General features: G+C 73.2%; 22 protein-coding genes. 8 read left to right on the forward strand and 14 right to left on the reverse strand.

Going from position 1 to position 24,357, the window contains the following annotated elements:
- The coding region (gene infC, locus ACWEV0_RS12180; RefSeq protein WP_453148931.1) for a translation initiation factor IF-3 at positions 1-686 on the reverse strand (686 nt) is incomplete at its 3' end.
- A gap of 333 nt (positions 687-1,019) precedes the next feature.
- On the opposite strand from infC, the gene ACWEV0_RS12185 reads away from it, so the two are divergent.
- Entirely contained in the window at positions 1,020-1,397 is a 378-nt protein-coding gene (locus ACWEV0_RS12185) for a DUF1844 domain-containing protein (RefSeq protein WP_389212729.1), read from the forward strand.
- A 12-nt stretch (positions 1,398-1,409) separates the two neighbouring features.
- Here ACWEV0_RS12185 and ACWEV0_RS12190 read toward each other — a convergent pair whose 3' ends face one another.
- The 3 genes from ACWEV0_RS12190 to ACWEV0_RS12200 are packed head-to-tail and all read right to left on the reverse strand — an operon-like array spanning position 1,410 to position 4,614.
- Positions 1,410-2,144 (reverse strand): SseB family protein, encoded by a 735-nt coding sequence (locus tag ACWEV0_RS12190; protein WP_453148831.1) that lies wholly within the window; start codon positions 2,142-2,144, stop codon positions 1,410-1,412.
- Between the two features lie 56 nt (positions 2,145-2,200).
- Positions 2,201-3,379, reverse strand: a complete 1,179-nt coding sequence (mycP, locus tag ACWEV0_RS12195) for a type VII secretion-associated serine protease mycosin (RefSeq protein ID WP_453148833.1) — start codon at positions 3,377-3,379, stop codon at positions 2,201-2,203.
- The gene (locus ACWEV0_RS12200; RefSeq protein WP_453148835.1) at positions 3,376-4,614 is read right to left on the reverse strand and encodes a hypothetical protein; all 1,239 of its coding nucleotides are present in this window, start codon (positions 4,612-4,614) and stop codon (positions 3,376-3,378) included. The genes mycP and ACWEV0_RS12200 overlap by 4 nt, the downstream gene beginning before the upstream one ends.
- Positions 4,615-4,761: 147 nt before the next feature.
- Here ACWEV0_RS12200 and ACWEV0_RS12205 point away from each other — a divergent pair, with 147 nt between their 5' ends.
- Entirely contained in the window at positions 4,762-5,964 is a 1,203-nt protein-coding gene (locus ACWEV0_RS12205; protein WP_453148837.1) for an amino acid deaminase/aldolase, read from the forward strand.
- Positions 5,965-5,970: 6 nt separating this feature from the next.
- Here ACWEV0_RS12205 and ACWEV0_RS12210 read toward each other — a convergent pair whose 3' ends face one another.
- The 4 genes from ACWEV0_RS12210 to ACWEV0_RS12225 all read right to left on the reverse strand — a co-directional run bounded on the left by ACWEV0_RS12210 (position 5,971) and on the right by ACWEV0_RS12225 (position 10,867).
- Positions 5,971-7,251 carry an HAD family hydrolase gene (locus tag ACWEV0_RS12210; RefSeq protein WP_453148839.1) on the reverse strand — a complete coding sequence of 427 codons (1,281 nt, stop codon included), beginning with the start codon at positions 7,249-7,251 and terminating at the stop codon, positions 5,971-5,973.
- A gap of 87 nt (positions 7,252-7,338) precedes the next feature.
- Complete coding sequence (locus tag ACWEV0_RS12215) at positions 7,339-8,124, reverse strand: 3-oxoacyl-ACP reductase (RefSeq protein WP_453148841.1); 786 nt, start codon at positions 8,122-8,124, stop codon at positions 7,339-7,341.
- 5 nt (positions 8,125-8,129) lie between these two features.
- Positions 8,130-9,494, reverse strand: a complete 1,365-nt coding sequence (locus ACWEV0_RS12220; protein ID WP_453148843.1) for an aldehyde dehydrogenase family protein — start codon at positions 9,492-9,494, stop codon at positions 8,130-8,132.
- 8 nt (positions 9,495-9,502) lie between these two features.
- On the reverse strand, positions 9,503-10,867 hold the full coding sequence (locus ACWEV0_RS12225) for a glutamine synthetase family protein (protein WP_451606102.1): 1,365 nt from the start codon (positions 10,865-10,867) through the stop codon (positions 9,503-9,505).
- A 78-nt stretch (positions 10,868-10,945) separates the two neighbouring features.
- Here ACWEV0_RS12225 and ACWEV0_RS12230 point away from each other — a divergent pair, with 78 nt between their 5' ends.
- From ACWEV0_RS12230 to ACWEV0_RS12240, 3 genes are all read left to right on the forward strand, one after another.
- Complete coding sequence (locus tag ACWEV0_RS12230; protein ID WP_453148845.1) at positions 10,946-11,674, forward strand: FadR/GntR family transcriptional regulator; 729 nt, start codon at positions 10,946-10,948, stop codon at positions 11,672-11,674.
- Between the two features lie 95 nt (positions 11,675-11,769).
- A complete protein-coding gene (gene eat, locus ACWEV0_RS12235; protein WP_453148847.1) occupies positions 11,770-13,230 on the forward strand; it encodes an ethanolamine permease in 1,461 nt (486 codons plus the stop codon).
- A 40-nt stretch (positions 13,231-13,270) separates the two neighbouring features.
- Positions 13,271-13,960 carry a gamma-glutamyl-gamma-aminobutyrate hydrolase family protein gene (locus tag ACWEV0_RS12240; RefSeq protein WP_453148849.1) on the forward strand — a complete coding sequence of 230 codons (690 nt, stop codon included), beginning with the start codon at positions 13,271-13,273 and terminating at the stop codon, positions 13,958-13,960.
- Here the strand turns inward: ACWEV0_RS12240 and ACWEV0_RS12245 are convergent.
- Entirely contained in the window at positions 13,944-15,389 is a 1,446-nt protein-coding gene (locus tag ACWEV0_RS12245; RefSeq protein ID WP_453148851.1) for a purine-cytosine permease family protein, read from the reverse strand. The two genes, ACWEV0_RS12240 and ACWEV0_RS12245, sit on opposite strands and share 17 nt — an antisense overlap.
- Before the next feature lie 69 nt (positions 15,390-15,458).
- Between ACWEV0_RS12245 and ACWEV0_RS12250 the strand changes: the two genes are divergently transcribed.
- Positions 15,459-16,115: a TetR/AcrR family transcriptional regulator gene (locus tag ACWEV0_RS12250; protein ID WP_453148853.1), complete on the forward strand. Its 657-nt coding sequence runs from the start codon at positions 15,459-15,461 to the stop codon at positions 16,113-16,115.
- Positions 16,116-16,151: 36 nt separating this feature from the next.
- Entirely contained in the window at positions 16,152-17,780 is a 1,629-nt protein-coding gene (locus tag ACWEV0_RS12255; RefSeq protein ID WP_453148855.1) for an amidohydrolase, read from the forward strand.
- 23 nt (positions 17,781-17,803) lie between these two features.
- Here ACWEV0_RS12255 and ACWEV0_RS12260 read toward each other — a convergent pair whose 3' ends face one another.
- Positions 17,804-18,751, reverse strand: a complete 948-nt coding sequence (locus ACWEV0_RS12260) for a LysR family transcriptional regulator (protein ID WP_453148857.1) — start codon at positions 18,749-18,751, stop codon at positions 17,804-17,806.
- A gap of 70 nt (positions 18,752-18,821) precedes the next feature.
- On the opposite strand from ACWEV0_RS12260, the gene ACWEV0_RS12265 reads away from it, so the two are divergent.
- On the forward strand, positions 18,822-19,979 hold the full coding sequence (locus ACWEV0_RS12265; RefSeq protein ID WP_453148858.1) for a TDT family transporter: 1,158 nt from the start codon (positions 18,822-18,824) through the stop codon (positions 19,977-19,979).
- Here ACWEV0_RS12265 and ACWEV0_RS12270 read toward each other — a convergent pair.
- From ACWEV0_RS12270 to ACWEV0_RS12285, 4 genes are all read right to left on the reverse strand, one after another.
- On the reverse strand, positions 19,906-20,628 hold the full coding sequence (locus tag ACWEV0_RS12270) for a helical backbone metal receptor (protein WP_453148933.1): 723 nt from the start codon (positions 20,626-20,628) through the stop codon (positions 19,906-19,908). The genes ACWEV0_RS12265 and ACWEV0_RS12270 overlap by 74 nt on opposite strands.
- 35 nt (positions 20,629-20,663) lie before the next feature.
- The gene (locus ACWEV0_RS12275) at positions 20,664-21,215 is read right to left on the reverse strand and encodes a helix-turn-helix domain-containing protein (RefSeq protein ID WP_451606111.1); all 552 of its coding nucleotides are present in this window, start codon (positions 21,213-21,215) and stop codon (positions 20,664-20,666) included.
- A gap of 145 nt (positions 21,216-21,360) precedes the next feature.
- Positions 21,361-23,160 carry an ABC transporter permease/substrate binding protein gene (locus ACWEV0_RS12280; RefSeq protein WP_453148860.1) on the reverse strand — a complete coding sequence of 600 codons (1,800 nt, stop codon included), beginning with the start codon at positions 23,158-23,160 and terminating at the stop codon, positions 21,361-21,363.
- Positions 23,153-24,349, reverse strand: coding sequence for a quaternary amine ABC transporter ATP-binding protein (locus ACWEV0_RS12285; protein ID WP_453148862.1), 1,197 nt, complete (start codon positions 24,347-24,349; stop codon positions 23,153-23,155). Before ACWEV0_RS12285 ends, ACWEV0_RS12280 begins: the two co-directional genes overlap by 8 nt.
- Positions 24,350-24,357: the final 8 nt, after the last annotated feature.

Below are 24,357 nucleotides of genomic sequence, written 5' to 3' on the forward strand. Positions count from 1 at the left end.
GACGCGTCGGCCGAAGCCTGCTCCTCGACCGAAGCCTGCTCGTCGGCCGGAGCGGCCGCGGGCGCGACACCCTGACGCTCGGCCTTGCGCGCGGCCTGGGCCTCACGGGCCTCGGCCATGGCCTCGGTCTTCTTCTTGTGCGGACCCAGAACCATGATCATGTTCCGGCCGTCCTGCTTCGGGTTGGACTCGATGAAGCCGAGCTCCTGAACGTCCTCCGCGAGACGCTGCAGCAGCCGGTAGCCGAGCTCAGGGCGGGACTGCTCACGACCACGGAACATGATCGTGATCTTGACCTTGTCACCCTGCTTCAGGAACCGGACGACGTGACCCTTCTTGGTGTCGTAGTCGTGCGGGTCGATCTTCGGCCGGAGCTTCATCTCCTTGATGACCGTGTGCGCCTGGTTCTTGCGCGCCTCACGGGCCTTCATGGCCGACTCGTACTTGAACTTCCCGTAGTCCATGAGCTTGCACACGGGCGGACGGGCGTTAGCCGCGACCTCGACAAGATCGAGGTCGTACTCCTGCGCGAGCTCCAGGGCCTTGGCAAGCGGCACAATGCCAACCTGCTCGCCGCTGGGGCCGACAAGACGCACCTCGGGAACGCGAATCCGCTCGTTGATGCGGGGCTCGGCGCTGATGGATCCTCCTCGGTAGCACCACGCGACCGCCGGGCGGACGGGCACGTCACGGTAGAACTGTCGGGACCAACCGAGCCGGTGCACGAAAAATGCCCCGGGACGGGACACAGGCGGGGCTCCATGAAACCGGAGCACCGCCGCGGCCAGCCGCGGGGCGCACATTCGGACGGCTCCATCGTCCGTACGGAACGATGGGGACCGCCTGACCGGTGACCCGCCGCCCGTGAGAGCGGCCAGGTGGGAAGTCGGAGCCTCCACTTGTGGGCCGTGCACGGACGTGCTCGGCCGGTCGTCACACAAGGTTAGCAGGACCCGGGCGCGTACGCGAACGGGGACGGGGCGAGCGGGTCCGGGCGCCGGTCCGCTTATCGTGTGGGCATGAGCGAGACGCCCCAGCACGAGTCCACTGACTCCCCCGACAGCCCTGACTTCGCGGCCATGACCCGCGACATCGCCGAGGTCCCGGCGGTCGAGGTGATCGTCACGGTCGCCGTCAACCTGATGAGCGCCGCCGCGGTGAAGCTCGGGCTCACCGAGGAGGGCGACGACCACAAGGACCTCGACGAGGCCCGCAAGCTGATCCACGCCCTCGCCGGTCTGCTCGACGCCGGCGCGACGGAGATCTCGTCCTTCCACGCGGCCCCGCTGCGGGACGGCCTGAAGTCCCTCCAGCTCGCCTTCCGCGAGGCGTCCTTCGTCCCGGACGAGCCGGGCCAGGGCCCGGGCGAGAAGTACACCGGGCCGGTTTACGGCTAGGGGTTCGGCAGGTCAGTTCTTTACGTAGAAGGGCTCGCCCGGAGGCGTGGCCGAGGCCGGCAGCAGTGCCAGGTCGAGGCCGCGCACCAGGCGGGCCCTCAGTGTTTCGTCGGCGGCGAGCGCGCGGGCCACGTGCTGGGCCGCCTCGGCGGCGGGCGCGTCCTCGGCGAGGACCAGGGCGAGGGTGCCGTCGGCGCTGCCCGGGCCCAGGTGGGCGCGGAGGACGGCGGGCTCGGCGGCGAGCGCGGCGCGGACCGCGTCCCGTACCGCCGGGTCGTCCAGCGGGTCCGTGCTCGTGCGGCCCTCGGCGAGGGCGAGCAGGGCGGAACCGGTCACCTGGTACGGCACCGGGCCCGCCAGGTCCAGGAGCAGCGTGTCGGCCTTCTCGTGGACGAGGGCGGCGAGCGCCTGGTGCAGCGGGACGGCGACGGGCCGGGCGGCCGGGTCCCAGAGGGCGAGCGAGGCGATCGAGGTGAAGGCCGGCAGCGCCCGCCGGTCACCCGCGGTGAGCGTGGGCACCGCCATGTCGCTGGTCTTCTCCTGCTTGAGCCCCGTCACGGGGTCGACCTCGACCTCGCCGAGCATGGCGACGACGGGCACGAGCAGCCGCGCGTCCTTGAGGGCGGCGAGGACGGGCCCGTGGGCGGTCCGGTCCTCCGCCCAGGCCGCCAGGGCCGCGGCGAGCCGCGGGTCGGCGGTGCCGTCGTCGTCGGAGAAACCGGGGTCGGGGATGTTCTTGAGCGCCACGCCCCGAGCCTAACGGTCCGCGGTCCGGCCACTGGCCCCGGGCCGATCGGCCCTGTTCAGCGAGGGGCCCGGCCGCCCCGCCACAGCGTGACGGCGGCGGCCAGGAAGAGCACGCCGACGCCGCCGGCGAGGGGTGCGAGGAGGCCGATGGGGCGGGAGTCCTCGGCGTCGGGCTGCGGGCCGGGCCCGAAGTACCGGCCCTGGTAGCCCGCGACGGCCGCCTTGGCGTCGGCGCCCTTCAGCGAGCCGGCCGCCTCGATCGCGGCGGCCGGGTCGACCGTGCCGTATCCCTTCTCGTCGCTGCGGCCGTCCTTGGGGCGGCTCCGCGCGGTGTCGACGAGGAGGTTCTTGACCTGCGCCGGGGTCAGGTCGGGGTGCGCGGAGCGGACCAGGGCGACGGCGCCGGAGACGAACGCGGCGGCGGCGCTGGTGCCCCAGCCCTCGTAGTAGCGGCGGTCGGGGTCGGCGATGACGATGTCGACGCCGGGCGCGGACACCGTGGCGTACCAGCGGCTGGTGGAGAAGGCGGCGTGGGTGCCGTAGCGGTCGACGGCGGCGACGGCGATGACGCCGGGGTAGGCGGCCGGGAAGGAGATGTGGTCGCCCTTCTCGCCGCCGTTGCCGGCGGAGGCGACGACGGAGACGCCCTTGGCCAGGGCGTACTGGACGGCGGCGTCCTCGCCCGCGTCCGGGTGGGCGGACTCGGAGTCGTCGCCGAGGGACATGTTGATGACGTCGGCGCCGTGGTCGGCGGCCCAGCGGATGCCCTCGGCGAGGGCGGTGCCGCGGGTCTTGCGGGCCTTGTCGCGCTGCTTGTCGGTGCCTTCGAGGATCACCCGCACCGGCAGGATCCGTACCTTCGGCGCGACCCCGAGCACACCGTCCTGACCGCCGGGCCCATGGCCGTGACCTGCGATGATGCCGGCCATCGCGGTGCCGTGCCGGGCCCAGGCGCGGTCGCCGCGGGAGGCGCCGAAGCCGACGAGGTCGGTGCCGGGCAGGACGGAGCCGGCGAGGTCGGGGTGGGTGCCGTCCACGCCGGTGTCGAGGACGGCGACGGTGATGCCCGCGCCGCGGGTCGTCTGCCAGGCCCGGCTCGTGTGCAGGGCGTCCAGGCCCCACTGGCGGGCGCGGATGGTGTCGGCGCAGGCGGGCGTGGCCGCCGCCGGGAGGACCGCGAAGGCGGCGGCGAGCAGGGCGGCGGCGGCAGTGGTGGCGGTACGGCGCGAGGTCACCGCTCGTCCTCCTCGACGGTCTTCACGACGGTACGGCGCAGGGCCCGCTCCACCGCGTCGGCGACGCCCTTCGCCTCGTGGCCGAGGCCCGCCTGGGCGACTGCCGTGGTGCGCTTGGGCGTCATCGCCCTGTCGGCCGGCTCGGGCTCGTCGACCGCGCGGCCGTCGGCGAAGCCGGACACCGCGGTCACGACGACCGGCAGGTCCGGCAGGATGTGCCGCCACCAGCTGGCCCGCTGGGCGGCGCCGAACCCGTCGGCGACCGTGCCGGGTCCGGCGAGCGCGGGCGGCAGCTCGTCGTCCGCGCGGGAGCCCAGGGTGCGCATGGTGGCCTGGTCTGCCTGGGTGAAGACCAGGGCGACGGTGGTGACGTGGGAGGCCGTCGCGTCGGTGTAGGTGGCGCGCAGCACGCGCTCGCAGCCGATGGGCGTCAGCGCGGTGTTCAGGGCCTTGGGCAGCGTGGCCGGCGTGCACGGCGCGTCGGGCGCGACGACGATCCGCGTCCAGGTGCGGGTCGCGCCGCCGGGCCCGGCCGAGGGGCCGGGGAGCGTGCGCGGGAAGAGCGTGTCCACCGGCGCGTCGTGCCACAGCGCCCGCGTGGCTTCGTAACCGGCCGGCTCGTCGCTCTCGCCGACCCCGCTCCCGGCGAGCAGCGCACCGGCGACCGCCCCGCCGACCAGCCCGAGCGCGAGCACGGCACAGGCGGCCGCGGCCACGACCCGGCCGGTGCCGCGTATGGGGCGGGGCGGGACGGTGGCCGCGACCCCGGGGGCGCCGAGAGCCCAGGCGTCGTAGACGGGGGCGGGGGTGGAGGCGGGGGCCGAGCCGGGAAGAGGGGCGGGCGCCGGGCCGGACGCGAGAGCGGACGCGGACGCAGAGCCCGACGCCGACCCGAAAACGGACGCGGGCCCGGGGCCGGAGGTCTCGGACGCGGAAGCAGGGCCGGACCCGGTGGTCGACGCCGAGCCGGGCACGTGGGGCTGCCGGGGATGTCGTACGGCCCGGAGCTGCGTCGTCGTCTCGGTGGGCTTGGCGTCCTGCACGGGTCGGAGCCGTGTCGTGGTCTCCGTCGGGCGCTCGGCGGCCGGGGGCGGCTGCTCGGGCGGCAGCGGCTGCGCGGGCCGGCGCTCGTGGCGGGCGGGCAGCAGGCGCGCGTCGGCGGGTGCCGGCTCCGGCGGAAGCAGGGCCTCCGTGATGCGGGAGGTGGGCGCGGGGCGCTGTGGCTCGGTGCTCATCCCCGTCCCCCTGGTCGTTCCGCGAAAGCAATCGGCGTCACTCTACGGGCTGTTCCCGGCAGCGCGGGAACCGGGCGGAAACCGGGCGGGAACCAGGCCGTAAGCCGGGGGCTACCCCCGTGCACACCGGTCTGGCAGGCTCGGGCCATGACTCCTCGTGCCACCGACCGGGCCCGGTACGACCGGGCCACCGCGCATCTCGACGCGCCCGTCGCGATCGTCGATCTGGCGGCGTTCGACGCGAACGCCGAGGATCTGGTGCGCCGGGCGGGCGGGAAGCCGGTCCGGGTCGCGAGCAAGTCGGTGCGGAGCCGGGCGCTCCTGGAGCGGGTGCTGGCGAAGGACGGCTTCGCGGGGGTGATGTCGTTCACGCTGGCGGAGTCGCTGTGGCTGGCGCGGTCCGGCTTCGAGGACGTGCTGCTCGCGTATCCGTCGGCGGACCGGTCCGGGTTCGCGGAGCTCGCGGGCGACCCGAAACTGGCCGCGGCCGTGACGCTGATGGTCGACGACGTGGCGCAGCTGGATCTGGTCGAGGCGTCGCGGGCCGGGGGCACGGAGGAGATCCGGGTCTGTCTGGAGATGGACACCTCGCTGCACCTGCTCGGCGGCCGGGTGCGGTTCGGGCCGCGGCGTTCGCCGCTGCGGGAGCCGGCGGAGCTCGCGGAGCTGGCGCGGTCGGTGGTGCGGCGGCCGGGGTTCCGGCTGGTCGGGCTGATGGCGTACGAGGGGCACGTGGCGGGCGTCGGGGACGCGGTCGCGGGGCGGCCGGTGCGGTCGCGGGCGGTCCGGCTGATGCAGGCGGCGGCCCGCCGGGAGCTGGCGGCGCGCCGGGCGGCGGTGGTGCGCGCGGTCCGGGCGGTGGCGCCGGACCTGGAGTTCGTGAACGGCGGCGGCACGGGCAGCGTGCAGCACACGGCGGCCGAGGACGCGGTGACGGAGATCGCGGCGGGCTCGGGCCTCTTCCAGCCGCGCCTCTTCGACGACTACACGTCCTTCGCCGGCCGTCCTGCGGCCCTCTTCGCGCAGCCGGTGGTGCGCCGCCCGGGCGTCGGCGTGGTCACGGTCCTCGGCGGCGGCTACCCCGCCTCGGGCGTCGCGGGCCGGGACCGGCTCCCGGTCCCGTACCTCCCGGAGGGGCTGCGCTACGACCCTCGGGAGGGTCCGGGCGAGGTGCAGACGCCACTGCTCGGCTCCCCCGCCGACGACCTCCGCATCGGCGACAAGGTGTGGTTCCGCCACGCGAAGGCCGGGGAGCTGTGCGAGCGTTTCGACACGCTGCACCTGGTGGACGGCGACCGGGTCGCGGCCGCCGTCCCGACGTACCGGGGCGAGGGCCGGACGTTTCTGTAGGCGCTGCTAGAAGACGGTGTCCTGCTGGTCCGGTACGACGCTGCCGTCGCCGCGGCGGACCGGCTCGGGCGTGCCGTCGCCCGAGGTGTAGCCGGTGGTGGCGCAGGGGTACGGGGTCGTCTTCTGCTTCTTGGGCTCGATGAACATGGGGTTGACGAGCCAGCGTCCGTCGGCGTCGTCGTAGGCCCGGCACATCAGCTCGTTCTTGTTGCGGTTGAGCACCAGGCGGAGGCCGGTGGCGTCGCGGAGGAAGGAGACGTCGGTGTCGGAGTCGCCGGCGGCGAAGACCTGGCGGCGGGCGGCCGGCTGGACGCGTTCGGCGGCGGGGCCGTGGACGCCGAGGATCTCCTGGTTGATCCAGCAGCGCTTGCCGTCGATGTAGGTGATCATCGCGTCCTCGCCGTCGCGGACCGTGCCGCAGCCCTTGAGGTGGGAGGTGAGGCGGCCGTCCTCGGTGGTGTTGCGGATGCCGACGGCGTGCGAGGGGCTGATGCCGACGCCCTCGGCCCAGACGTCGACGACGGGTTCGGGCGAGGCGGAGACGATCCAGACGTCGAAGCCGCCGTCCCGCAGGGCGCGGATGAGGTCGCGCTGCTGGTCGTAGTAGCGCACCCAGCCGGTGACCTGGGCCGAGCCGACCTGCTGGGTGGCGCCCTGCGGGGCGGCGAGGTTCTCGGCGCGGGCGGCGGCCGCGAAGGAGCGCACCTGCCGGGTGGTCCAGCCGTGCAGGAGCTGGGCGAGCCAGGCGTACGCGGGCTCGGTGCGGCGGTGGTCGTAGCCGGCGAACGCGGCCTTGCCGCCGGTGGTCGCGCCCTTGCCGTACACGGCGAGGATCTCGTCGGCGCAACCGGCGTCGGTGGCGGTGGGGAGGGTGCGGGCGCCGGTGGGGCAGGCCGCGGCGAGGGCGGTGGCGGCCTCGGGGGTGAGCCAGCGGCTGGTGGTGGTCCAGTCCCCGTGGCGCGGGGGCTTGATGCGGTCGTTGCGGAGCAGCCAGTAGAGGGTGGCGTCGCCGACGTCGTTCTTGATGACGGTGTTGTCCCAGTCGAAGACGGCGACGGGCTTGCGTCCCTTGTCGCCCTTCGCCCCCTTGTCCTGGCAGTGGTCGGCGATCAGGCGCTCGATGCGGGCCTTGTTGTCGCCGTACCAGCCTGCGGAGACCTTGAGCGTGGGGCAGGCGGTCGTGGGGGCGGTGGTGTGGGCGCTCGCCGTGGTGGTCAGGCCGGTCAGGCCGGTCGTGGCGAGGGCCAGGGCCGCCGTCGCGGCGGACATGCGCAGCTTGCTGTTCATGATCACGCTCCTGCTTGTACGCAGAACAGCCGGGCGCCTTGCGACGCCCGGCTGTCGGGGGGATGGAGGCGGGGTGAACGCCCGGGACTAGAGCGGGGTCACGTACGCGCCGGAGATGCCGCCGTCGACGAGGAAGTCGGTGGCGTTGATGAAGGAGGAGTCGTCGCTGGCGAGGAAGGCGACCGCGGCGGCGATCTCCTCGGCCTCGGCGAACCGGCCGACCGGGATGTGCACCAGGCGGCGCGCGGCGCGCTCCGGGTCCTTGGCGAACAGCTCCTGGAGCAGCGGGGTGTTGACCGGCCCCGGGCACAGGGCGTTGACGCGGATGCCCTCGCGGGCGAACTGGACGCCGAGCTCGCGGGACATGGCGAGCACGCCGCCCTTGGAGGCGGTGTAGGAGATCTGGCTGGTGGCCGCGCCCATGATGGCGACGAAGGAGGCGGTGTTGATGATGGAGCCCTTGCCCTGGCGCCGCATGTACGGCAGGGCGGCCTTGCAGCACAGGTAGACCGAGGTGAGGTTGACGTCCTGGACGCGCTTCCAGGCTTCGAGGCCGGTCTCCAGGATGGAGTCGTCGTCGGGCGGCGAGATGCCGGCGTTGTTGAAGGCGATGTCGACGGAGCCGTAGGTGTCGAAGGCGACCTTGAAGAGGTTCTCGACCTCCTCGGGGTCGGTGACGTCGACCTTCACGAAGGTGCCGCCGACCTCCTCGGCGGCGGCCTTGCCGGCCCGCTCGTCGATGTCGCCGCAGACCACGTTCGCGCCCTCGGAGGCGAGTCGGCGGGCGGTGGCGAGGCCGATGCCGCTGCCGGCGCCGGTGATGACGGCGGTGCGGCCGACGAGCCGGCGGCAGACGATGTCGGTTTCGGTCATGGTGCTCAGGCCTCCGTGCTGATGAAGACGTTCTTGGTTTCGGTGAAGGCGGTCAGGGCGTCCGGGCCGAGTTCGCGGCCGAGTCCGGACTGGCCGAAGCCGCCGAACGGGGTCCAGTAGCGGACGCTGGAGTGGGAGTTGACGGAGAGGTTGCCGGCCCGGACGGCACGGGAGGTGCGCAGGGCGCGGCCGATGTCGCGGGTCCAGATGGAGCCCGACAGGCCGTACGGGGTGGCGTTGGCGAGCCGTACGGCGTCGGCCTCGTCGTCGAAGGGCAGCACGACCGCCACCGGCCCGAAGACCTCCTCGACGGCGCAGGGCGCGTCCTCCGCGACTCCGGTGAGCAGGGTCGGCGGGAACCAGAAGCCGGGGCCTTCGGGGGCCTTGCCGCGGATGGCGGGCAGGTCGTCGGTGACGTAGGAGCGGACCCGGTCGAGCTGGGCGCGGGAGATGAGCGGGCCCATCTGGGTGCGCTCGTCGAGGGGGTCGCCGACGACGATCTCCTCGATGGCGGGGGCGAGCAGCGTCAGGAAGCGGTCGTAGACGGAGCGCTGCACCAGGATGCGGGTGCGGGCGCAGCAGTCCTGGCCGCTGTTGTCGAGGAAGGACATCGGGGCGGCGGCGGCCGCCGCGTCCAGGTCCGCGTCGGCGTAGACGATGTTGGGGCTCTTGCCACCGAGTTCGAGGGTGACGCGCTTCACCTGCCCGGCGGCCCTGGCCATGATCTCCTTGCCGACCCGGGTGGAGCCGGTGAAGACGACCTTGGCGACGCCGGGGTGTTCGACGAGGGCGGTGCCGGCGACCGGGCCCTCGCCGGGGAGCACCTGGAAGAGGTGCTCGGGCAGTCCGGCCTCGAGGGCGAGCTCGGCGAGCCGGAGGGCGGTGAGCGGGGTGGTCTCGGCGGGCTTGAGGATGACGGCGTTGCCGGCGGCGAGCGCGGGGGCGGTGGCCCAGGCGGCGATCGGCATGGGGAAGTTCCAGGGCGCGATGACGCCGACGACGCCGAGCGGTTCGAGGATGGTGAGGTCGAGGCCGCCGGGGACGGGGATCTGCCGCCCGTTGAGGCGTTCGACTCCGCCGGCCGCGTAGTCGAGCAGGTCGCGGACGTTGCCGGCCTCCCAGCGGGCGTTGCCGATAGTGTGGCCGGCCTCGCGGACCTCCAGGAGGGCGAGTTCCTCGGTGTGGGCGTCGACGACGGCGGCGAAGCGGCGCAGTGCGCGGGCCCGGTCGGCGGGCGCGACGGCGGCCCAGGACCGCTGGGCGGCCGTGGCCCGTACGACGGCGGCGTCGACGTCCGCCGGGGTGGCGGCGGGGACGGTGGCGACGACCTCCTCGGTCGCCGGGTTCAGGACGTGCAGTTCGTGCGGCAAGTCGTTCCTCACATGCGTTCGAAGGAGCGGCGCAGTTCCCAGTCGGTGACGGCGGCGTCGTACGCGTCGAGTTCGACGCGCGCCATGTTGCGGTAGTGGGCGACGACCTCGGGGCCGAAGGCGGCCTTGGCGATCTCGCTGTTCTCCCAGAGTTCGGCGGCCTCGCGGAGCGTGGTGGGGACGTGCTCGTAGTCGGCGGTGTAGGCGTTGCCGGTGCAGGCGGGCGGGAGTTCGAGGCGCTGCTCGATGCCGTACAGGCCGGCGGCGATCAGTCCGGCGACGGCGAGGTACGGGTTGACGTCGCCGCCCGGGACGCGGTTCTCGAAGCGGGTGGAGCGCCCGTGGCCGACGATCCGCAGCGCGCAGGTCCGGTTGTCGGGGCCCCAGGCGACGGCCGTGGGGGCGAAGGAGCCGGGCTGGAACCGCTTGTACGAGTTGATGTTGGGCGCGTAGAGCAGCGAGAAGTCCCTGAGGGCGGCGAGCTGTCCGGCGAGGAAGTGCCGCATGGTCTCGGACATGCCCCCCGGTCCCTCGCCCGCCATCACGTTCACGCCGTCGGCGTTCTGCAGCGAGAGGTGGATGTGACAGGAGTTGCCCTCGCGCTCGTTGTACTTCGCCATGAAGGTGAGCGAGCAGCCCTCCTGGGCGGCGATCTCCTTGGCGCCGGTCTTGTACACGGCGTGCTGGTCGCAGGTGACGAGGGCCTCGGCGTACTTGAAGGCGATCTCGTGCTGGCCGGGGTTGCACTCGCCCTTGGCGGACTCGACGGTGAGGCCGGCGCCGGCCATCTCGTTGCGGATGCGGCGCAGCAGCGGCTCGATGCGCCCGGTGCCGAGCACCGAGTAGTCGATGTTGTACTGGTTGGCCGGGGTCAGGTCCCGGTAGTGGGCGTCCCAGGCCTGCTCGTAGGTGTCCTTGAAGACGATGAACTCCAGCTCGGTGCCGACGTGGGCGGTGAGGCCGAGGGCGGCGAGCCGGTCGAGCTGGCGGCGCAGGATCTGGCGGGGGGCGGCGACGACGGGGCTGCCGTCGGCCCAGGCGAGGTCGGCCATCAGCATGGCGGTGCCCTCGTTCCAGGGGACGCGGCGCAGGGTGCTGAGGTCGGGGTGCATGGCGAAGTCGCCGTAGCCGCGGTCCCACGAGGACATCTCGTAGCCGTCGACGGTGTTCATCTCGGTGTCGACGGCCAGAAGATAGTTGCAGCCCTCGGTGCCGTGGTCGAGGACGTCGTCCAGGAAGAAGGGGGCGGCGAACCGCTTGCCCTGGAGTCGTCCCTGCATGTCGGGGAAGGCCAGGACGACGGTGTCGATCTCGCCGCTCGCGACGAGCGAGCGGAGCTCGTCAACGGTGAGCGGGGGTGTGCGGTCTGCCACGGGATTACTCCTCCTTCGGCGTGCCGGGAGCCATAAGGTATTGCGAAAGACCATTGCTTGGGAAGGGGAAACGACAACGTGGCCAGTACGAGTGAACCGGCGGACCGGCTGACGCCCGTGCTGCGGCCGGTCCGGGCGGGCAACGGCTTCGAGGAGGCGCTGGAGCAGATCCTCCAGGTCGTACGGCTCGGACTGGTGCCGGGCGGCGAGCGGCTGCCGGCCGAGCGCGAGCTCGCGGACCGGATGGGGATCAGCCGGGTCACCCTGCGCGAGGTCCTGAAGGTCCTCCAGGAGCAGGGCCTGGTGGAGAGCCGGCGCGGGCGGTACGGCGGCACGTTCGTGCTGCGGCGCCCGCAGACCGCGGACGAGGCGGAGCTGCGGCGCCGGATAGCGGCGGTCGACGTGGAGGACACGCTGCGCTTCCGCGAGGTCCTGGAGGTGGGCGCGGCCGGACTCTGCGCCGCGCACGGCCTGGACGAGGAGGGCGCCGAGCGGCTGCGGGCGGCGCTCGCGGCGACGCACGACGCGCAGCTCGCGGACTACCGGCGGCAGGACACGCTGCTGCACCTGACGCTCGCCGAGCTGTCCGGGTCGCCGACGCTGACCGCGCAGTACGCGGCCGTCCGGGCAACGGTGAACGACCTGCTCGACTGCATCCCGCTGCTCGTGCGCAATCTGGAGCACTCCCAGCACCAGCACGAGGCCCTGGTCGAAGCGGTCCTGGAGGGCGACGCGGACGCGGCGCGCGAGGTGATGCGGGAGCACTGCGCGGGCACGGCGGCACTCCTTCGCGGCTTCCTCACGTAACCGGAACGTAACGCGCGGGTCTTGCGCCGCCCACCCCGACGACGCAAAGGTATGGCACCAATCCATTGGGCCCGTTGCGGGGAGCTGACGCTGCCATGACGCTGGAAGACACCTCAAGCACCACAGGCACCACCAGCACCACAGGAAACACCAGTGACGACTATCTGGAGCGCCGGACCCTGCGCCGCGGCAGCGCGGGCTGGCTGCTCCTGACCGGACTCGGCGTCGCGTACGTCGTCTCCGGCGACTACTCCGGCTGGAACATCGGCCTCTCCAAGGGCGGCTTCGGCGGCCTCGCCATCGCCACCGTCCTGATGGGCGCCATGTACGCCTGTCTGGTCTTCTCGCTCGCCGAGCTGTCCGCCATCCTGCCCACGGCGGGCGGCGGCTACGGCTTCGCCCGGCGCGCGCTCGGCACCTGGGGCGGCTTCCTCACCGGCACCGCCATCCTCATCGAGTACGTGCTCGCGCCCGCCGCCATCTCCATCTTCATCGGCGACTACGTCGAGTCCCTCGGCCTGTTCGGCCTGGAGTCGGGCTGGCCGGTCTATCTGGTCTGCTTCGCGCTCTTCATCGGCATCCACCTGTGGGGCGTGGGCGAGGCGCTGCGCTTCAGCCTGATCGTGACCGCCGTCGCCGTCGCCGCGCTCCTGGTCTTCGCGCTGGGCGCACTGAGCGACTTCCACGTCTCGGGCCTCGACGACATCCCGGTCGACAGGTCGGCCACCGGATCCAACTCCTGGCTGCCGTTCGGGCTCCTCGGCATCTGGGCCGCCTTCCCCTTCGGCATGTGGTTCTTCCTCGGCGTCGAGGGCGTGCCGCTGGCCGCCGAGGAGGCCAAGGACCCGGTGCGCTCGATGCCGCGGGCACTCTCCCTCTCCATGGGCATCCTGGTGCTGCTCGCCGTGGTGACCTTCTTCGCGGCGACCGGGGCGCGCGGCGCCGCGGCCGTGCAGGAGGCGGGCAATCCGCTGGTGGTGGCGCTCCAGGGCGACGGCGCGCCGACGGGGCTCAGCCGCTTCGTCAACTACGCGGGTCTCGCGGGCCTGGTCGCCTCGTTCTTCTCGCTCATCTACGCGGGCTCGCGCCAGCTCTTCGCGCTCTCCCGGGCGGGCTACCTGCCGCGCTTCCTGTCCCTGACCAGCCGCCGCAAGTCGCCGTACCTCGGCCTGCTGATCCCGGGCGCGATCGGCTTCGCGCTCGCCGCGGGCACCGGGAACGGGGCGCGGATGCTGAACATCGCGGTGTTCGGCGCGACCATCTCGTACGCCCTGATGGCGCTCTCCCACATCGTGCTGCGCCGCCGCGAGCCGGGCCTGGCCCGCCCGTACCGCACGCCCGGCGGCGTGGTGACGTCGTCGGTCGCCTTCGTGCTCGCCATCTCCGCCCTGGTGGCGACCTTCCTGGTGGACAAGGACGCGGCGTTCATCGCCCTCGCCGTCTATGTGATCGCCCTCGCCTACTTCGCGTTCTACAGTCGCCACCACCTGGTGGCGAAGGCGCCCGAGGAGGAGTTCGCGGCGCTCGCCGCGGCCGAGGCAGAACTCGAGCGCTGACCCTTCCCCGTCACTCCCGCACCGCACTCCGGAGGACTCCGTGCCCAAGCCGCTCATCGGCGTGACGACCTATCTGAACCAGGCCCAGTGGGGGGTGTGGGACCTGCCTGCGGCGCTGCTGCCGGCCGCGTACCCGCGCCTGGTCCAGGCGAGCGGCGGGCTCGCCGTGCTGCTGCCGCCGGACGACCCGGCCGCGGCGGCGGAGGCGGTGGCCCGGCTCGACGGCCTGGTGATCGCGGGCGGCGCGGACGTGGAGCCGGTGCGGTACGGGGCCGAGCCCGACCCCCGTACCGGCCCGCCGGCCCGGGACCGGGACGGCTGGGAGCTCGCCCTGATCGACGCGGCCCTCGACGCCGGCACGCCGCTGCTCGGCATCTGCCGCGGCCTGCAGCTCCTGAACGTGGCCCTCGGCGGCACCCTCGTACAGCATGTCGACGGCCACACGGAGGCGGTCGGCGTGATGGGCCGCCACCCGGTCACCCCGGTCCCCGGCACCCGCTACGCCGCCGTCGCCCCCGAGCGGACCGAGGTCCCGACCTACCACCACCAGAGCGTCGAGATCCTCGGCAAGAACCTCCTCGCCTCGGCCCACGCGGACGACGGCACGATCGAGGCGATCGAACTCCCCTCCCCCGCCTGGGTCCTCGGCGTCCAGTGGCACCCCGAGATGGGCGAGGACACGCGGGTGATGCGGAGCCTGGTGGAGGCGGCGGTCACCTTCCGGTCGTGACCCGGCTTCCGGTCGTGACCCGGCCGCGCATCAGCAGCGCGTACAGCACCCCGGCGAGCACCATGCCGACCGGCAGGGACAGATCGATCCCGCCGACGAGCCGGGCCACCGGGCCGGTGTAGGCGGTGTCGACGCACAGTGCCGCCGCACCGGCCCCCACCAGGACGGCGACGGCACCCGCAGGATTGACCCCGGCCGCGTACCAGAGGGGCCCGGCCGGGGTCTCGTCCATCAGCGCCCGGCCGTCGTAGCGGTTGCGGCGCAGCCGGATGTCGACCGCGTACACGGTCATCGCCGGGCCGAGCAGGACGACGGTGAGTTCGACGACGTTGCTGACGGTGTCCAGGAAGTCGGAGACGAACAGCGCGTAGAGGGTGAGCGCGACGGAGACCGTGCCGTCGACGAGGACGCTGCGCGAGCGGCGGATCCGCAGACCGACGGCCTGCAGGGCGAGGCCCGCGCTGTAGGCGGTCATGGCGTTGATCGCGACGGTGCCGAGAACCAGCGCGAGCAGGAAGACGGGCCTGAACCAGCCGGGCAGCATGGTCCGCAGACCGGCCTGCGGATCCGACATGTCGACGACGGTCGCGGCGAGCGCCCCGAGCGAGCAGACGAGCACGCTCGACAGGAAGCCGCCGAACGCGGTCCAGCCGAGGACCGCCTTCCGAGAGCTCGTCGCGGGCAGGTAGCGGGAGAAGTCGGCGCTGGTGGTGTACGACAGCGGGTTCGCCGCGATCAGGGTGACGCCCGCGAGGAGCACGGCCCACAGGCCGGTGCCGGTCAGCGGCACGTCCGGCGCGTAGGAGAAGTCCGCGTGCCGCAGCACGTCGTAGGCGACGATGCCGAAGGCCGCGGTGAGGGCGATCGTGATCGGCAGGTAGAGGCGGACGATCAGGGCGTGCCCGTACACGCCGATGGCGAGCGTGACCACGGCGACGACGAGCACGACGACGATCTTCACCCCGGTCGAGGCGGGGATGCCCACCTCCTCGACCAGGGAGAACGCGGCGCCGGCGCCGGCCGCCAGATTGAGCGCGAAGTAGCAGACGGAGATCACCCAGCCGGTCACCGCGTTGTTCACGCGGTTGCCGCGCACCCCGAACATGGCCCGGGTGATCACCTCGCTGGGCGCGCCGGCCGCCGGGCCGGAGATCGCGAGAACGCCCGTGAGCAGCCAGAACAGATTGCCGACGACGATCACGGCGAGCGCCTGGCCGAGGCTCAGTCCCATCAGGACGAGGGCGCCGCCCACCACGAGGCTCAGGTAGTTGACGTTGACCGCGGCCCAGACGGCGAACAGCTCGCGCGGGTGGCCGTGGCGCTCGGTGTCGGGGATGTGGTCGATGCCGTGGGACTCGATCCGGGAGGGCACGTCGATGCCCGGGACCTCGTACGGCCGGGATTCGGGTGCGGGATCGCTGGACGCCATTCGGCCCTCCGGACACATGTCGTGCACACCTGGTTGCTTATTGGTCGCACACTCAATAGCATCGCCCTCATGTCGTCAAGCGTCCAGCGCAAACGAGTTCGCAAGTCCCCCGAGGCCCGCCGCGCGGAGATCGTCGAGGCGGCCGCGGCCGTGGCCCTCACCGAGGGCCTGGAGTGCGTGACCCTGCGGCGGATCGCCGACGAGCTCGCCGTGCGGCCCGGCCTGATCAGCCACTACTTCCCGTCGGTCGAGAACCTGGTGGCCGAGGCCTTCGGCACCGCCGCCACCGGCGAGCTCGACGCCCTGCTGCCGGCGGACCGCCCCGACGGGACGCCCACCCAGTACCTGGCGCGCTACTTCGCGCTGTCCTCGGGCGAGTCCTACGACGACATCAGCCGCCTCTGGATCAACGCCCGCCACCTCAGCCGCTACCGGCCCGTGCTGCGCGAGCGGGTCGCCGAACAGGAACGCGCCTCCGACGAACGGCTCGAAGGGCTGATCCGCGACGGCGTGGCGCGCGGCGAGTTCCGGACGCCGGACCCGCATGTCACCGCGATCCAGATCCTGGTCGTCCTCGACGGCCTGGGCGCCCACGCGAACACCGAGCACCACGACCGCGACGAACTGCCGGAGGCGGTACGGCGGATGGCGGTGACGACGGCCGAACGCGAACTGGGCCTGCCGGCGGGCACCCTGGACCGCGAGGCGACCGCGCTGCCCCACTGACCCGCCCCCACTGTCCGTAACGCCCCTGGAGTCCCCGTGCGCACCCGTCTCGTCCTGTCCTCGGCCCGGCTGCTCGACCCCGGCACCGGCACGTTCCTGCCGGAGACGGCGCTCGCCGTGTCCGACAACGGACGGATCGCCGCGCTCGGCGACGACCGCGAGATCCGCGCCCTGGCCGGCGCCGGGACCGAGGTGGTCGACCTGAAGGGCGCCGTGGTGACCGCCGGCCTCGTCGACGGCCACCTCCACCCGGTCACCGGCGCCGAGCTGACGCACGGCCTCGACCTCTCGACCTGTACGGACCTGGCCGACGTTCGCGAGGCCCTGGCCGACGCCGTACGGGAACTCGGCCGCGGGGACTGGCTCTTCGGCTGGGGCCTCGACCCGAACGTCTTCGCCGGCGAACCCGTGGGCATCACCCCCTTCGACACGGTCCTCGACGGGGTCCCCGCCTTCCTCCTCCTCTTCGACGCCCACTCGGCGCTCGCCAGCCACCGCGCCCTGGAACTGGCCGGGATCGACGGGCCCCGCACCTTCGACCAGGCGTCCGCGGAGATCGTCTGCGACGGGCAGGGCCGCCCGACGGGGCTGCTCCTGGAGGACGCGGCCTGCGAGCTGGTCGAACGGGTCGCCCCTCGACCGAGCCGCGCGGAGAAGCGCGAAAGGCTGGCCGGCGCCCTCCGCTCCATGGCGGCGGCGGGCCTCACCGGCGGGCACGTGATGGACGCCAACGGCGAGAGCCTCGACCTGCTCGCCGAACTGGACGCGGCGGGTGACCTTCCGCTCCGGCTGCGCGTGGCACCCTGGTGCCAGCCGGGCATCGACGCCGACGGCATCCGCGCCCTCGTCGAACAGCAGGGGCGGGGCGGGGCGCTGTGGCGCGTCGACGGCGTCAAGCTCTTCATGGACGGGACGATCGACAACGGCACCGCGTGGCTGGAGCGGCCCGACTGCCACGGCGAGTCCACCCACGCGTTCTGGCCGGACCCGGAGGCGTACACCCACGTCATCGGCGAACTGCACCGGGCGGGCGTGCCCACCGCCACCCATGCGATCGGCGACGCGGCGGTACGTCACGCGCTCGACGCGGTCGAGAAGGCGACGGGCTCCGCGGGACACCGCGTACGGCACCGCGTCGAGCACATCGAGACGGTCCCGGACGACACCCTGCACCGCTTCGCCGGGCTGGGCGTCCTCGCCTCCATGCAGCCCACCCACTGCTGCGACTTCACCCGCGCCGACCACACCGACAACTGGTCGCGCCGCCTCGGCGAGGAGCGGGCGGCGCGGGCGTGGCGCTGCCGTGACCTGTGGGACTCCGGCGCCACGGTCGTCCTCGGCTCGGACTGGCCGATCGCCCCCTTCCCGCCCCTCGGCGTCATGGCCGGCGCCCGCCACCGCCGCCCCACCCGCGACCTCAGCCAGCCCCCGCACGGCCCCGACCAGGCCCTCACCCCTCTGGAGGCGCTGCGCGGCATGACGGTCAACGCGGCGTTCGCGGCGGGCGAGGAGCACGAGGCGGGCCGCGTGGCCGTGGGCCACCGGGCCGACCTGACGGTCCTCGCGGCGGACCCGCTGACGACGGAGGCGACGGACCTCCCGGCCGTGCCGGTGGTCCTGACGACGGTGGACGGCCGGGTGACGTACCGGAGCGAAGGCGTCTGAGACCCTCGCCCACCGGCGCCGCGTCACCCCGTCGGGCGCGCCCTCGTCAGGGACAGCAGGTCGCGGGCCGGGCCGGTCGGGCGGTGGCCCACCGGCCAGACCGCGCGGAGGTCGCGGCGGAGGACGACGCCCGCCACCGGGACCGCGACCAGCCGGTGGGAGGCCAGTTCCTCCGCGATGGCGAGTTCGCTGAGGACGGCGGGCCCGGCGCCGCTCACCGCCGCCGCCTTGACGGCCGTGGTGGAGGCGAGTTCGAGGAGCGGCTCCGGCAGGCCCCCGTGCCCCGCCAGCGCCGCGTCGAGGACCTGGCGCGTCCCGGAGCCCCGTTCCCGCAGGACCAGCGGCGTCGCCGCCAGCTCGGCCGGGTCGATCGGCTTGCGGCGCCGCGCCCAGGGGTGCGACGGGGCGGCGACGACGAGGAGCCGGTCGTGGGCGACGACGGCGCCGTCGAGGCCGTCGGGCACGGCGAGGCCCTCGACGAAGCCGAGGTCGGCGTCGCCGGCGAGCAGCCGTTCGGCGACGGCGGCGGAGTTGCCGGCCTGGAGGGAGACCGCCGTGCCGGGCCGCTCGGCGCGCAGGGCGATGAGCCAGCCGGGCAGCAGGTACTCGGCGATGGTCATGGAGGCGGCGACCCGCAGCCGCGAGTCGCGCCGTCCCCGCAGTGCCTGGACGCCCGCGTCGAACGCCTCGGCCGCCTCGACGATGCGCCGCGCCCAGTCGGTGACGAGCGCGCCGGCGTCGGTGAGCCGCGAGCCCCGGGGCGAGCGGTCGACCAGGGCGACGCCCAACTGGCGCTCCATGGAGCGGATGCGGCTGCTCGCCGCGGGCTGGGTGATGCCGACTTCGCGGGCGGCGCGGCCGAGGCTGCCGTGCCGGGCGACGGCGAGGAGCAGTTCGAGCGCGCCGAGGTCGGGGACCCGGTGGGACAGGAGACCTGGGGGGACGTCACTCGGCGTCGGCGCGCTGCTCATAACGTCAGCTTATGACCTCATAGCGGCAATGTCCCTGGTGGGGGCCATGATCGCGCGAAAAAGTAGCGGCATGGCAACACTCGCTCCCCCTCAGTCGGTCCCCGGCGCCACCACCCCCGGCGTGCGATGGACCGGGGTCCGCCACCTCGGCCCCAACTGGTACGCCTCGATCATGGGCACCGCCATCGTCGCGAACGCGGGAGCGGCTCTCCCGGTGGACGTGCCCGGGCTGCGCACGGCCTGCGCGGCCGTCTGGGCGCTGTCCCTCCTCGCTCTCCTCACGCTGCTCGGCGCCCGCGCCCTGCACTGGACGCACCACCGCGACCAGGCCCGCGCCCATCTCCTGGACCCGGCCGTGGCCCCGTTCTACGGGTGTCTGTCGATGGCACTGCTCGCGGTCGGCGGCGGGACGATGATCGTCGGCCGGGACTGGATCGGGCTGCCGGCGGCGGTGGCGCTGGACACGGTGCTGTTCACGGCGGGCACGGTGATCGGCCTGGCGGCGGCCGTGGCCGTGCCGTATCTGATGGTGGCGCGCCACCGGATCACCGAGGCGTCGCCCGTGTGGCTGCTCCCGGTCGTGGCGCCCATGGTGTCCGCGGCGGCCGGCCCGCTCCTGCTCCCCCATCTTCCACAGGGCCAGGCGCAGCAGACGCTGCTGATCCTCTGTCACGCGCTGTTCGGCGTCAGCCTCCTCGCGGTCCTGGTCATGCTGCCCCTCGTCTTCGGCCGGCTGGTCATGGGCGGTCCGCTCCCCCTGGTCCTCACACCCACCCTGTTCCTGGTCCTCGGGCCGCTCGGCCAGTCGACGACGGCCGTGAACAAGTTCGCCGACGCCGCGAACGGCGTGCTGCCGGCCCCGTACGACCAGGGCTTCGCGGTGTTCGCGGTGCTGTACGGGGTCCCGGTGCTGGGATTCGCGCTGCTGTGGCTGGCGCTCTCCACGGCGCTCGTGCTGCGGGCCCGCCGCCGGGGGATGGGTTTCGCGATGACGTTCTGGGCGTTCACGTTCCCCGTCGGCACGTGCGTGACGGGCGCCGAGGGCCTGGCCCAGCACACCGGCCTCGCCGTCTTCCGCTGGCTGTCGATCGGCCTGTACGTGCTCCTCGTGGCGGCCTGGCTGGTGGCCGGCACGCACACCCTGCGCGGCCTGTTCAGCGGTGCGCTGCTCGCAGGGCCCGGGCCAGTGACGCGGGGGCCTCGGCCAGTGACGGCCCGTACCAGGTGAGGTGCCGTCCGTCGACGAGCGCCGCGGCGGTCCCGGGGAACGCCTCGGGGCCGTCGTCGCGGGTGAAGCGGTAGGGCTCGTCGGGCAGCACGACGAGGTCGGGCGCGGCCGCGGCGACTTCGTCGAGGGCGATCCGCGGATAGCGCTCGGCGTGGTCCGCGTACAGGTTCCGCACCCCGAGCCGGGCGAGCAGATCGCCCGCGAAGGTGTCGCGGCCGAGGACCATCCAGGGGCGGCGCCAGATCGGTACGACGGCGGTGCGCGGCGGGTCGTACGGCCGGACGTCCGCCCAGGCTGCCTCGGCGGCGTCGAGCCAGCCGGGCCGACCGCGCACGCCACAGGCCGCGAGCACCCGCTCCAGCTCGGTGAACGCCTGGTCGAGCCCGCGGATCTCGGTGACGAGCACAGGGATCCCGGCGGCCCGCAGCGCGTCGAGGTCGGCCGCCCGGTTCTCCTCCTCGTTGGCGATGACGAGATCGGGCCGGAGGGCGGTGACGGCGGCCACGTCGGGGTTCTTGGTGCCGCCGATCCGTACCGCCCCCGCGAGGTCCGCGGGATGGGTGCACCAGTCGGTGACGCCGACGAGGACCCCGGGCGCGGAGACGGCGACGGCCTCCGTCAACGAGGGCACCAGCGAAACAACCCGCAAGCCTGCGCCGCTCACCCCGCCTTTCACCCCGCCGCTCACCCCTCCGCGGCCTCGATGTGGTCCGCGACGGAGACGAAGACGAGCCGGGTGCCGGCCGCGGTGGCGCGCCAGCGGTGCCGAACCCCGCCGGACAGATAGAGGCTGTCGCCGCGGTCGAGCCGGTACGCGCGCCCCTCCGCCTCGACCTCGACGGCGCCGTCGGCGACGTACAGCAACTCGTCGTTGCGGTGCAGGAATTCGCGGCCCGCGTCCTGTTCACCGGTGAACTCCAGGGCCTGCAGCTGGTGCCGGCCGCGGACCAGGGGCCGTACGCCCGGGGGCATCTCCCACAGCTCCTCGTCCGCCCGGACGACGTCGACGGTGCGGGCGGCCTCGGCGGCGGCGAGGAGTTCGGCGGCGGTGGTCTCCAGGGCCACGGCGACGAGCTGGAGGGAGCGGTCGCTGGGGCGGGCGCGCTCGTTCTCGACCTGGCTGAGGAAGGGCACGGACAGGCCGCTGCGCTGGGCGACGACGGCCAGGGTGAGCTGGAGCGCCCGGCGGCGCCTCTTGACGGCCGCGCCCACGCGCAGCGACTCCTTGTCGTCCATGTCGGCCCCCTCCCTCGTGTGCCTCAGGTGTACCGGTCGGTTACCTGAACCTTACGCAGCTTTGGGCCGGGGTTTCGCGTCGTGGCGAAAAGGGGTGGCCGCCGAACACCCTCGGCGACCACCCCGTTCCGCAACGGAACCGGATCTACTGCGGGGCGAGGCGCTCCGCGATGCCCGGGTTCCTGTCGAGCCAGGTGCGGACGGCCTGCTGCTCCTTGCCCTTGCCGGTCTGCTGGATGACCGCCTCCAGGCCGGTGAGCTCCTGCTCGCTGAGCTTGAACTTCTTCAGCCAGCTCCCGACCTCGGGGTTCTCGGCGGCGAAGCCCTTGCGGGCGAGGGTGTGGACGCCGTCGCCCTTGCCCCAGCTGCCCTTGGGGTCCTTGAGCTTCTTCAGGTCGTAGGTCGAGTAGGCCCAGTGCGGCGACCAGAGGGTGACGGCGATGGGCTGCTTCTTGTCGTAGGCGCGCTTCAGCTCGGCCAGCATGCCCGGCGTGGAACCGTCGACGACCTTGTACTCGCCCTCCAGGCCGTAGTCCTTCATGACCTTGTCCTTGAGGATGCCCATCATGCCGGCGCTGGGTTCGATGCCGACGATGCGGCCGTCGAACTGCCCGGCCTTGCCCTTGAGGTCGGCGAGGGTGTCCACGTCCTTCATGTACGAGGGGACGCTGAGTTCCAGGGAGGTCGGACCGTACCAGGAGCCGAGGTCTTCGAGCTTGTTGCGGTACTTCGCCCAGTACTGGGCGTGGGTGACGGGCAGCCAGGCGTCGGTCTGGAAGTCGATCTGGCCGCCGGCGAGCCCGGTGTAGAGGGCGCCGGCCTCCAGCTGCCTGGTGTCGACCTGGTAGCCGTGGCGTTCCAGGAGCTCCTTCCAGAGGTAGGTGGAGGCGATGCCCTCGTCCCACGGGATGTAGCCCAGGGTGATCTTCTTGCCGTTGCCGCTGCCGGCAGCGGCAGGGGAAGAAGCACCGCCGCCCAGGAAGCCCATGCCGCCGGCGACGAGCGCGAGGACGACGACGCCGACGAGGGCGGTGACGGGCTGCGGGCGGTGGCCCCAGATCTTCGCGCCGGCGCTGGCGGCGCGCGCGGCGCGGGCCTTGGCGGCGGCGCGGCGGCCGAGCGGGGAGACCTGGCGGCCGAGGGCTCCGGTCATCCGGTCCAGGTACATGGCGAGGATGACGATGGAGATGCCGGCCTCGAAGCCGAGGCCGATGTCGACGTTGCCGATGGCGCGGTAGACGGCGCCGCCGAGACCGCCGCCGCCGACCATGCCGGCGATGACGACCATGGAGAGGCCGAGCATGATGACCTGGTTGACGCCGGCCATGATGGTCGGCAGGGCGAGCGGCAGCTGGACCCGCAGCAGGGTGCTGCGCGGGGTGGTACCGAACGCCTCGGCGGCCTCGACGAGTTCGCCGTCGACCTGGCGGATGCCGAGTTCGGTCATGCGCACGCCGGGCGGCAGGGCGAAGACGATGGTGGCGATGATGCCGGGAACGACGCCGACGCCGAAGAAGATGATGCCGGGGATGAGGTAGACCATCGCCGGCATGGTCTGCATGAAGTCCAGGACGGGGCGCAGCACGGCGCTGACGGTCTTGGAGCGGGCCGCCCAGATGCCGAGCGGTACGGCGATCACGAGCGTGACGAGGGTGGCGACCAGCACCAGGGAGAGCGTCGACATGGCGTCGTCCCACAGCTCGATCGAGTCGACGAGCGCGAAGGCCGCGAAGGCGAGGACGCCGGCGCCGATGCCGCGCAGCCACCAGGCGACGACGGCGAGGATGCCGGCGAAGAGCAGCGGCTGGGGCGCGGACAGGACGGCGTCGATGCCGTCGTAGAGGCCGGTGACGCCGGCGCTGATCGCGTCGAAGAGCCAGGAGAGCTGGGCCTGGAGCCAGTCGACGGTGCTGTCGACCCACTGGCCGAGGGGAATCCTAGGCATGGGCGATCACCTCCTGGTCGGCGCGGCTCTTGGCTGCGGGGATCTTGCCGCCGGGGCTCTCAGCGCCGGGGTCCTTTGCGCCGGTGCTCTTTGTACCGGTGCTCTTTGTACCGGTGCTCTTTGTACCGGTGCTCTTTGTACCGGGGTGTACGTCGGCGTCGAGGCCGCCCATGACGCCGAGGAGGCGGTCCTGGGCGACGACGCCGAGGATCTCGCCGTCGGTGTCGGCGACGGCCACGGGGTGCAGGGAGCGCGCGGAGACGGCGCACAGTTCGGCGAGCGGCGTCCCGGGGGCGACCGGCGCGCAGCCGCAGCCGGGCGGGCAGTCCTCGGGGAGGACGGTGCCGTCGGTCATGACGGACTCGGCGGTGAGCACCCGGGTGCGGTCGACGTCCTGGATGAAGGAGGCGACGTAGTCGTCGGCGGGGCGGACCAGGATGTCCTCGGCCGTGCCGAGCTGGACGATCCGGCCGTCGCGCATGACGGCGACGCGGTCGCCGAGGCGCATGGCCTCGTTGAGGTCGTGGGTGATGAAGACGATGGTCTTCTTCAGCTTCTGCTGGAGGACGAGCAGCTGGTCCTGCATGTCGCGGCGGATCAGCGGGTCGAGCGCGCTGAAGGACTCGTCCATGAGGAGCACGTCGGCGTCGGTGGCGAGGGCGCGGGCGAGGCCAACGCGCTGCTGCATGCCGCCGGACAGCTCGTCGGGCCAGGACTTCTCCCAGCCGGCCAGGCCGCACAGCTCCAGGGCCTCGGCGGCGCGCTTCTCGCGTTCGGCGCGCGGGACGCCCTGGACCTCCAGGCCGTAGCCGGCGTTCTCGAGGACGCTGCGGTGCGGGAAGAGCGCGAAGTGCTGGAAGACCATGCTGATCTTCGTGGAACGGACCTCGCGCAGCTCCCGCGGGGCGAGCGCGGTGAGGTCGCGGCCGTCGAAGAGGACGCGGCCGGCGGTGGGCGGAAGCAGGCCGTTCAGCATGCGCAGGAGGGTGGACTTGCCGGACCCCGACAGACCCATGACGACGAAGATCTGGCCTGCCTCGACGGTGAAGGACGCGTCGATGACGGCCGCCGTGGTGCCGTCGGAGCGCAGGGCGTCCCGGTCGGCGCCGGCTTCGGCGAGTTTGCGGACTGCTTCGTCGGGTCGTCTGCCGAACACCTTGTACAGATGGTCGGCCTGGAGCCTGGACACATACACCT

Source organism: Streptomyces sp. NPDC003943 (assembly GCF_053605265.1).

Excerpts from the sequence above, each read along its gene's own strand:
- ACWEV0_RS12185 (WP_389212729.1), top strand. The coding sequence starts at position 1,020 with ATGAGCGAGACGCCCCAGCACGAGTCCACTGACTCCCCCGACAGCCCT.
- ACWEV0_RS12200 (WP_453148835.1), bottom strand. The coding sequence starts at position 4,614 with ATGAGCACCGAGCCACAGCGCCCCGCGCCCACCTCCCGCATCACGGAG.
- ACWEV0_RS12205 (WP_453148837.1), top strand. The coding sequence starts at position 4,762 with ATGACTCCTCGTGCCACCGACCGGGCCCGGTACGACCGGGCCACCGCG.
- ACWEV0_RS12210 (WP_453148839.1), bottom strand. The coding sequence starts at position 7,251 with ATGAACAGCAAGCTGCGCATGTCCGCCGCGACGGCGGCCCTGGCCCTC.
- ACWEV0_RS12215 (WP_453148841.1), bottom strand. The coding sequence starts at position 8,124 with ATGACCGAAACCGACATCGTCTGCCGCCGGCTCGTCGGCCGCACCGCC.
- eat (WP_453148847.1), top strand. The coding sequence starts at position 11,770 with ATGACGCTGGAAGACACCTCAAGCACCACAGGCACCACCAGCACCACA.
- ACWEV0_RS12245 (WP_453148851.1), bottom strand. The coding sequence starts at position 15,389 with ATGGCGTCCAGCGATCCCGCACCCGAATCCCGGCCGTACGAGGTCCCG.
- ACWEV0_RS12250 (WP_453148853.1), top strand. The coding sequence starts at position 15,459 with ATGTCGTCAAGCGTCCAGCGCAAACGAGTTCGCAAGTCCCCCGAGGCC.
- ACWEV0_RS12260 (WP_453148857.1), bottom strand. The coding sequence starts at position 18,751 with ATGAGCAGCGCGCCGACGCCGAGTGACGTCCCCCCAGGTCTCCTGTCC.
- ACWEV0_RS12265 (WP_453148858.1), top strand. The coding sequence starts at position 18,822 with ATGGCAACACTCGCTCCCCCTCAGTCGGTCCCCGGCGCCACCACCCCC.
- ACWEV0_RS12275 (WP_451606111.1), bottom strand. The coding sequence starts at position 21,215 with ATGGACGACAAGGAGTCGCTGCGCGTGGGCGCGGCCGTCAAGAGGCGC.
- ACWEV0_RS12280 (WP_453148860.1), bottom strand. The coding sequence starts at position 23,160 with ATGCCTAGGATTCCCCTCGGCCAGTGGGTCGACAGCACCGTCGACTGG.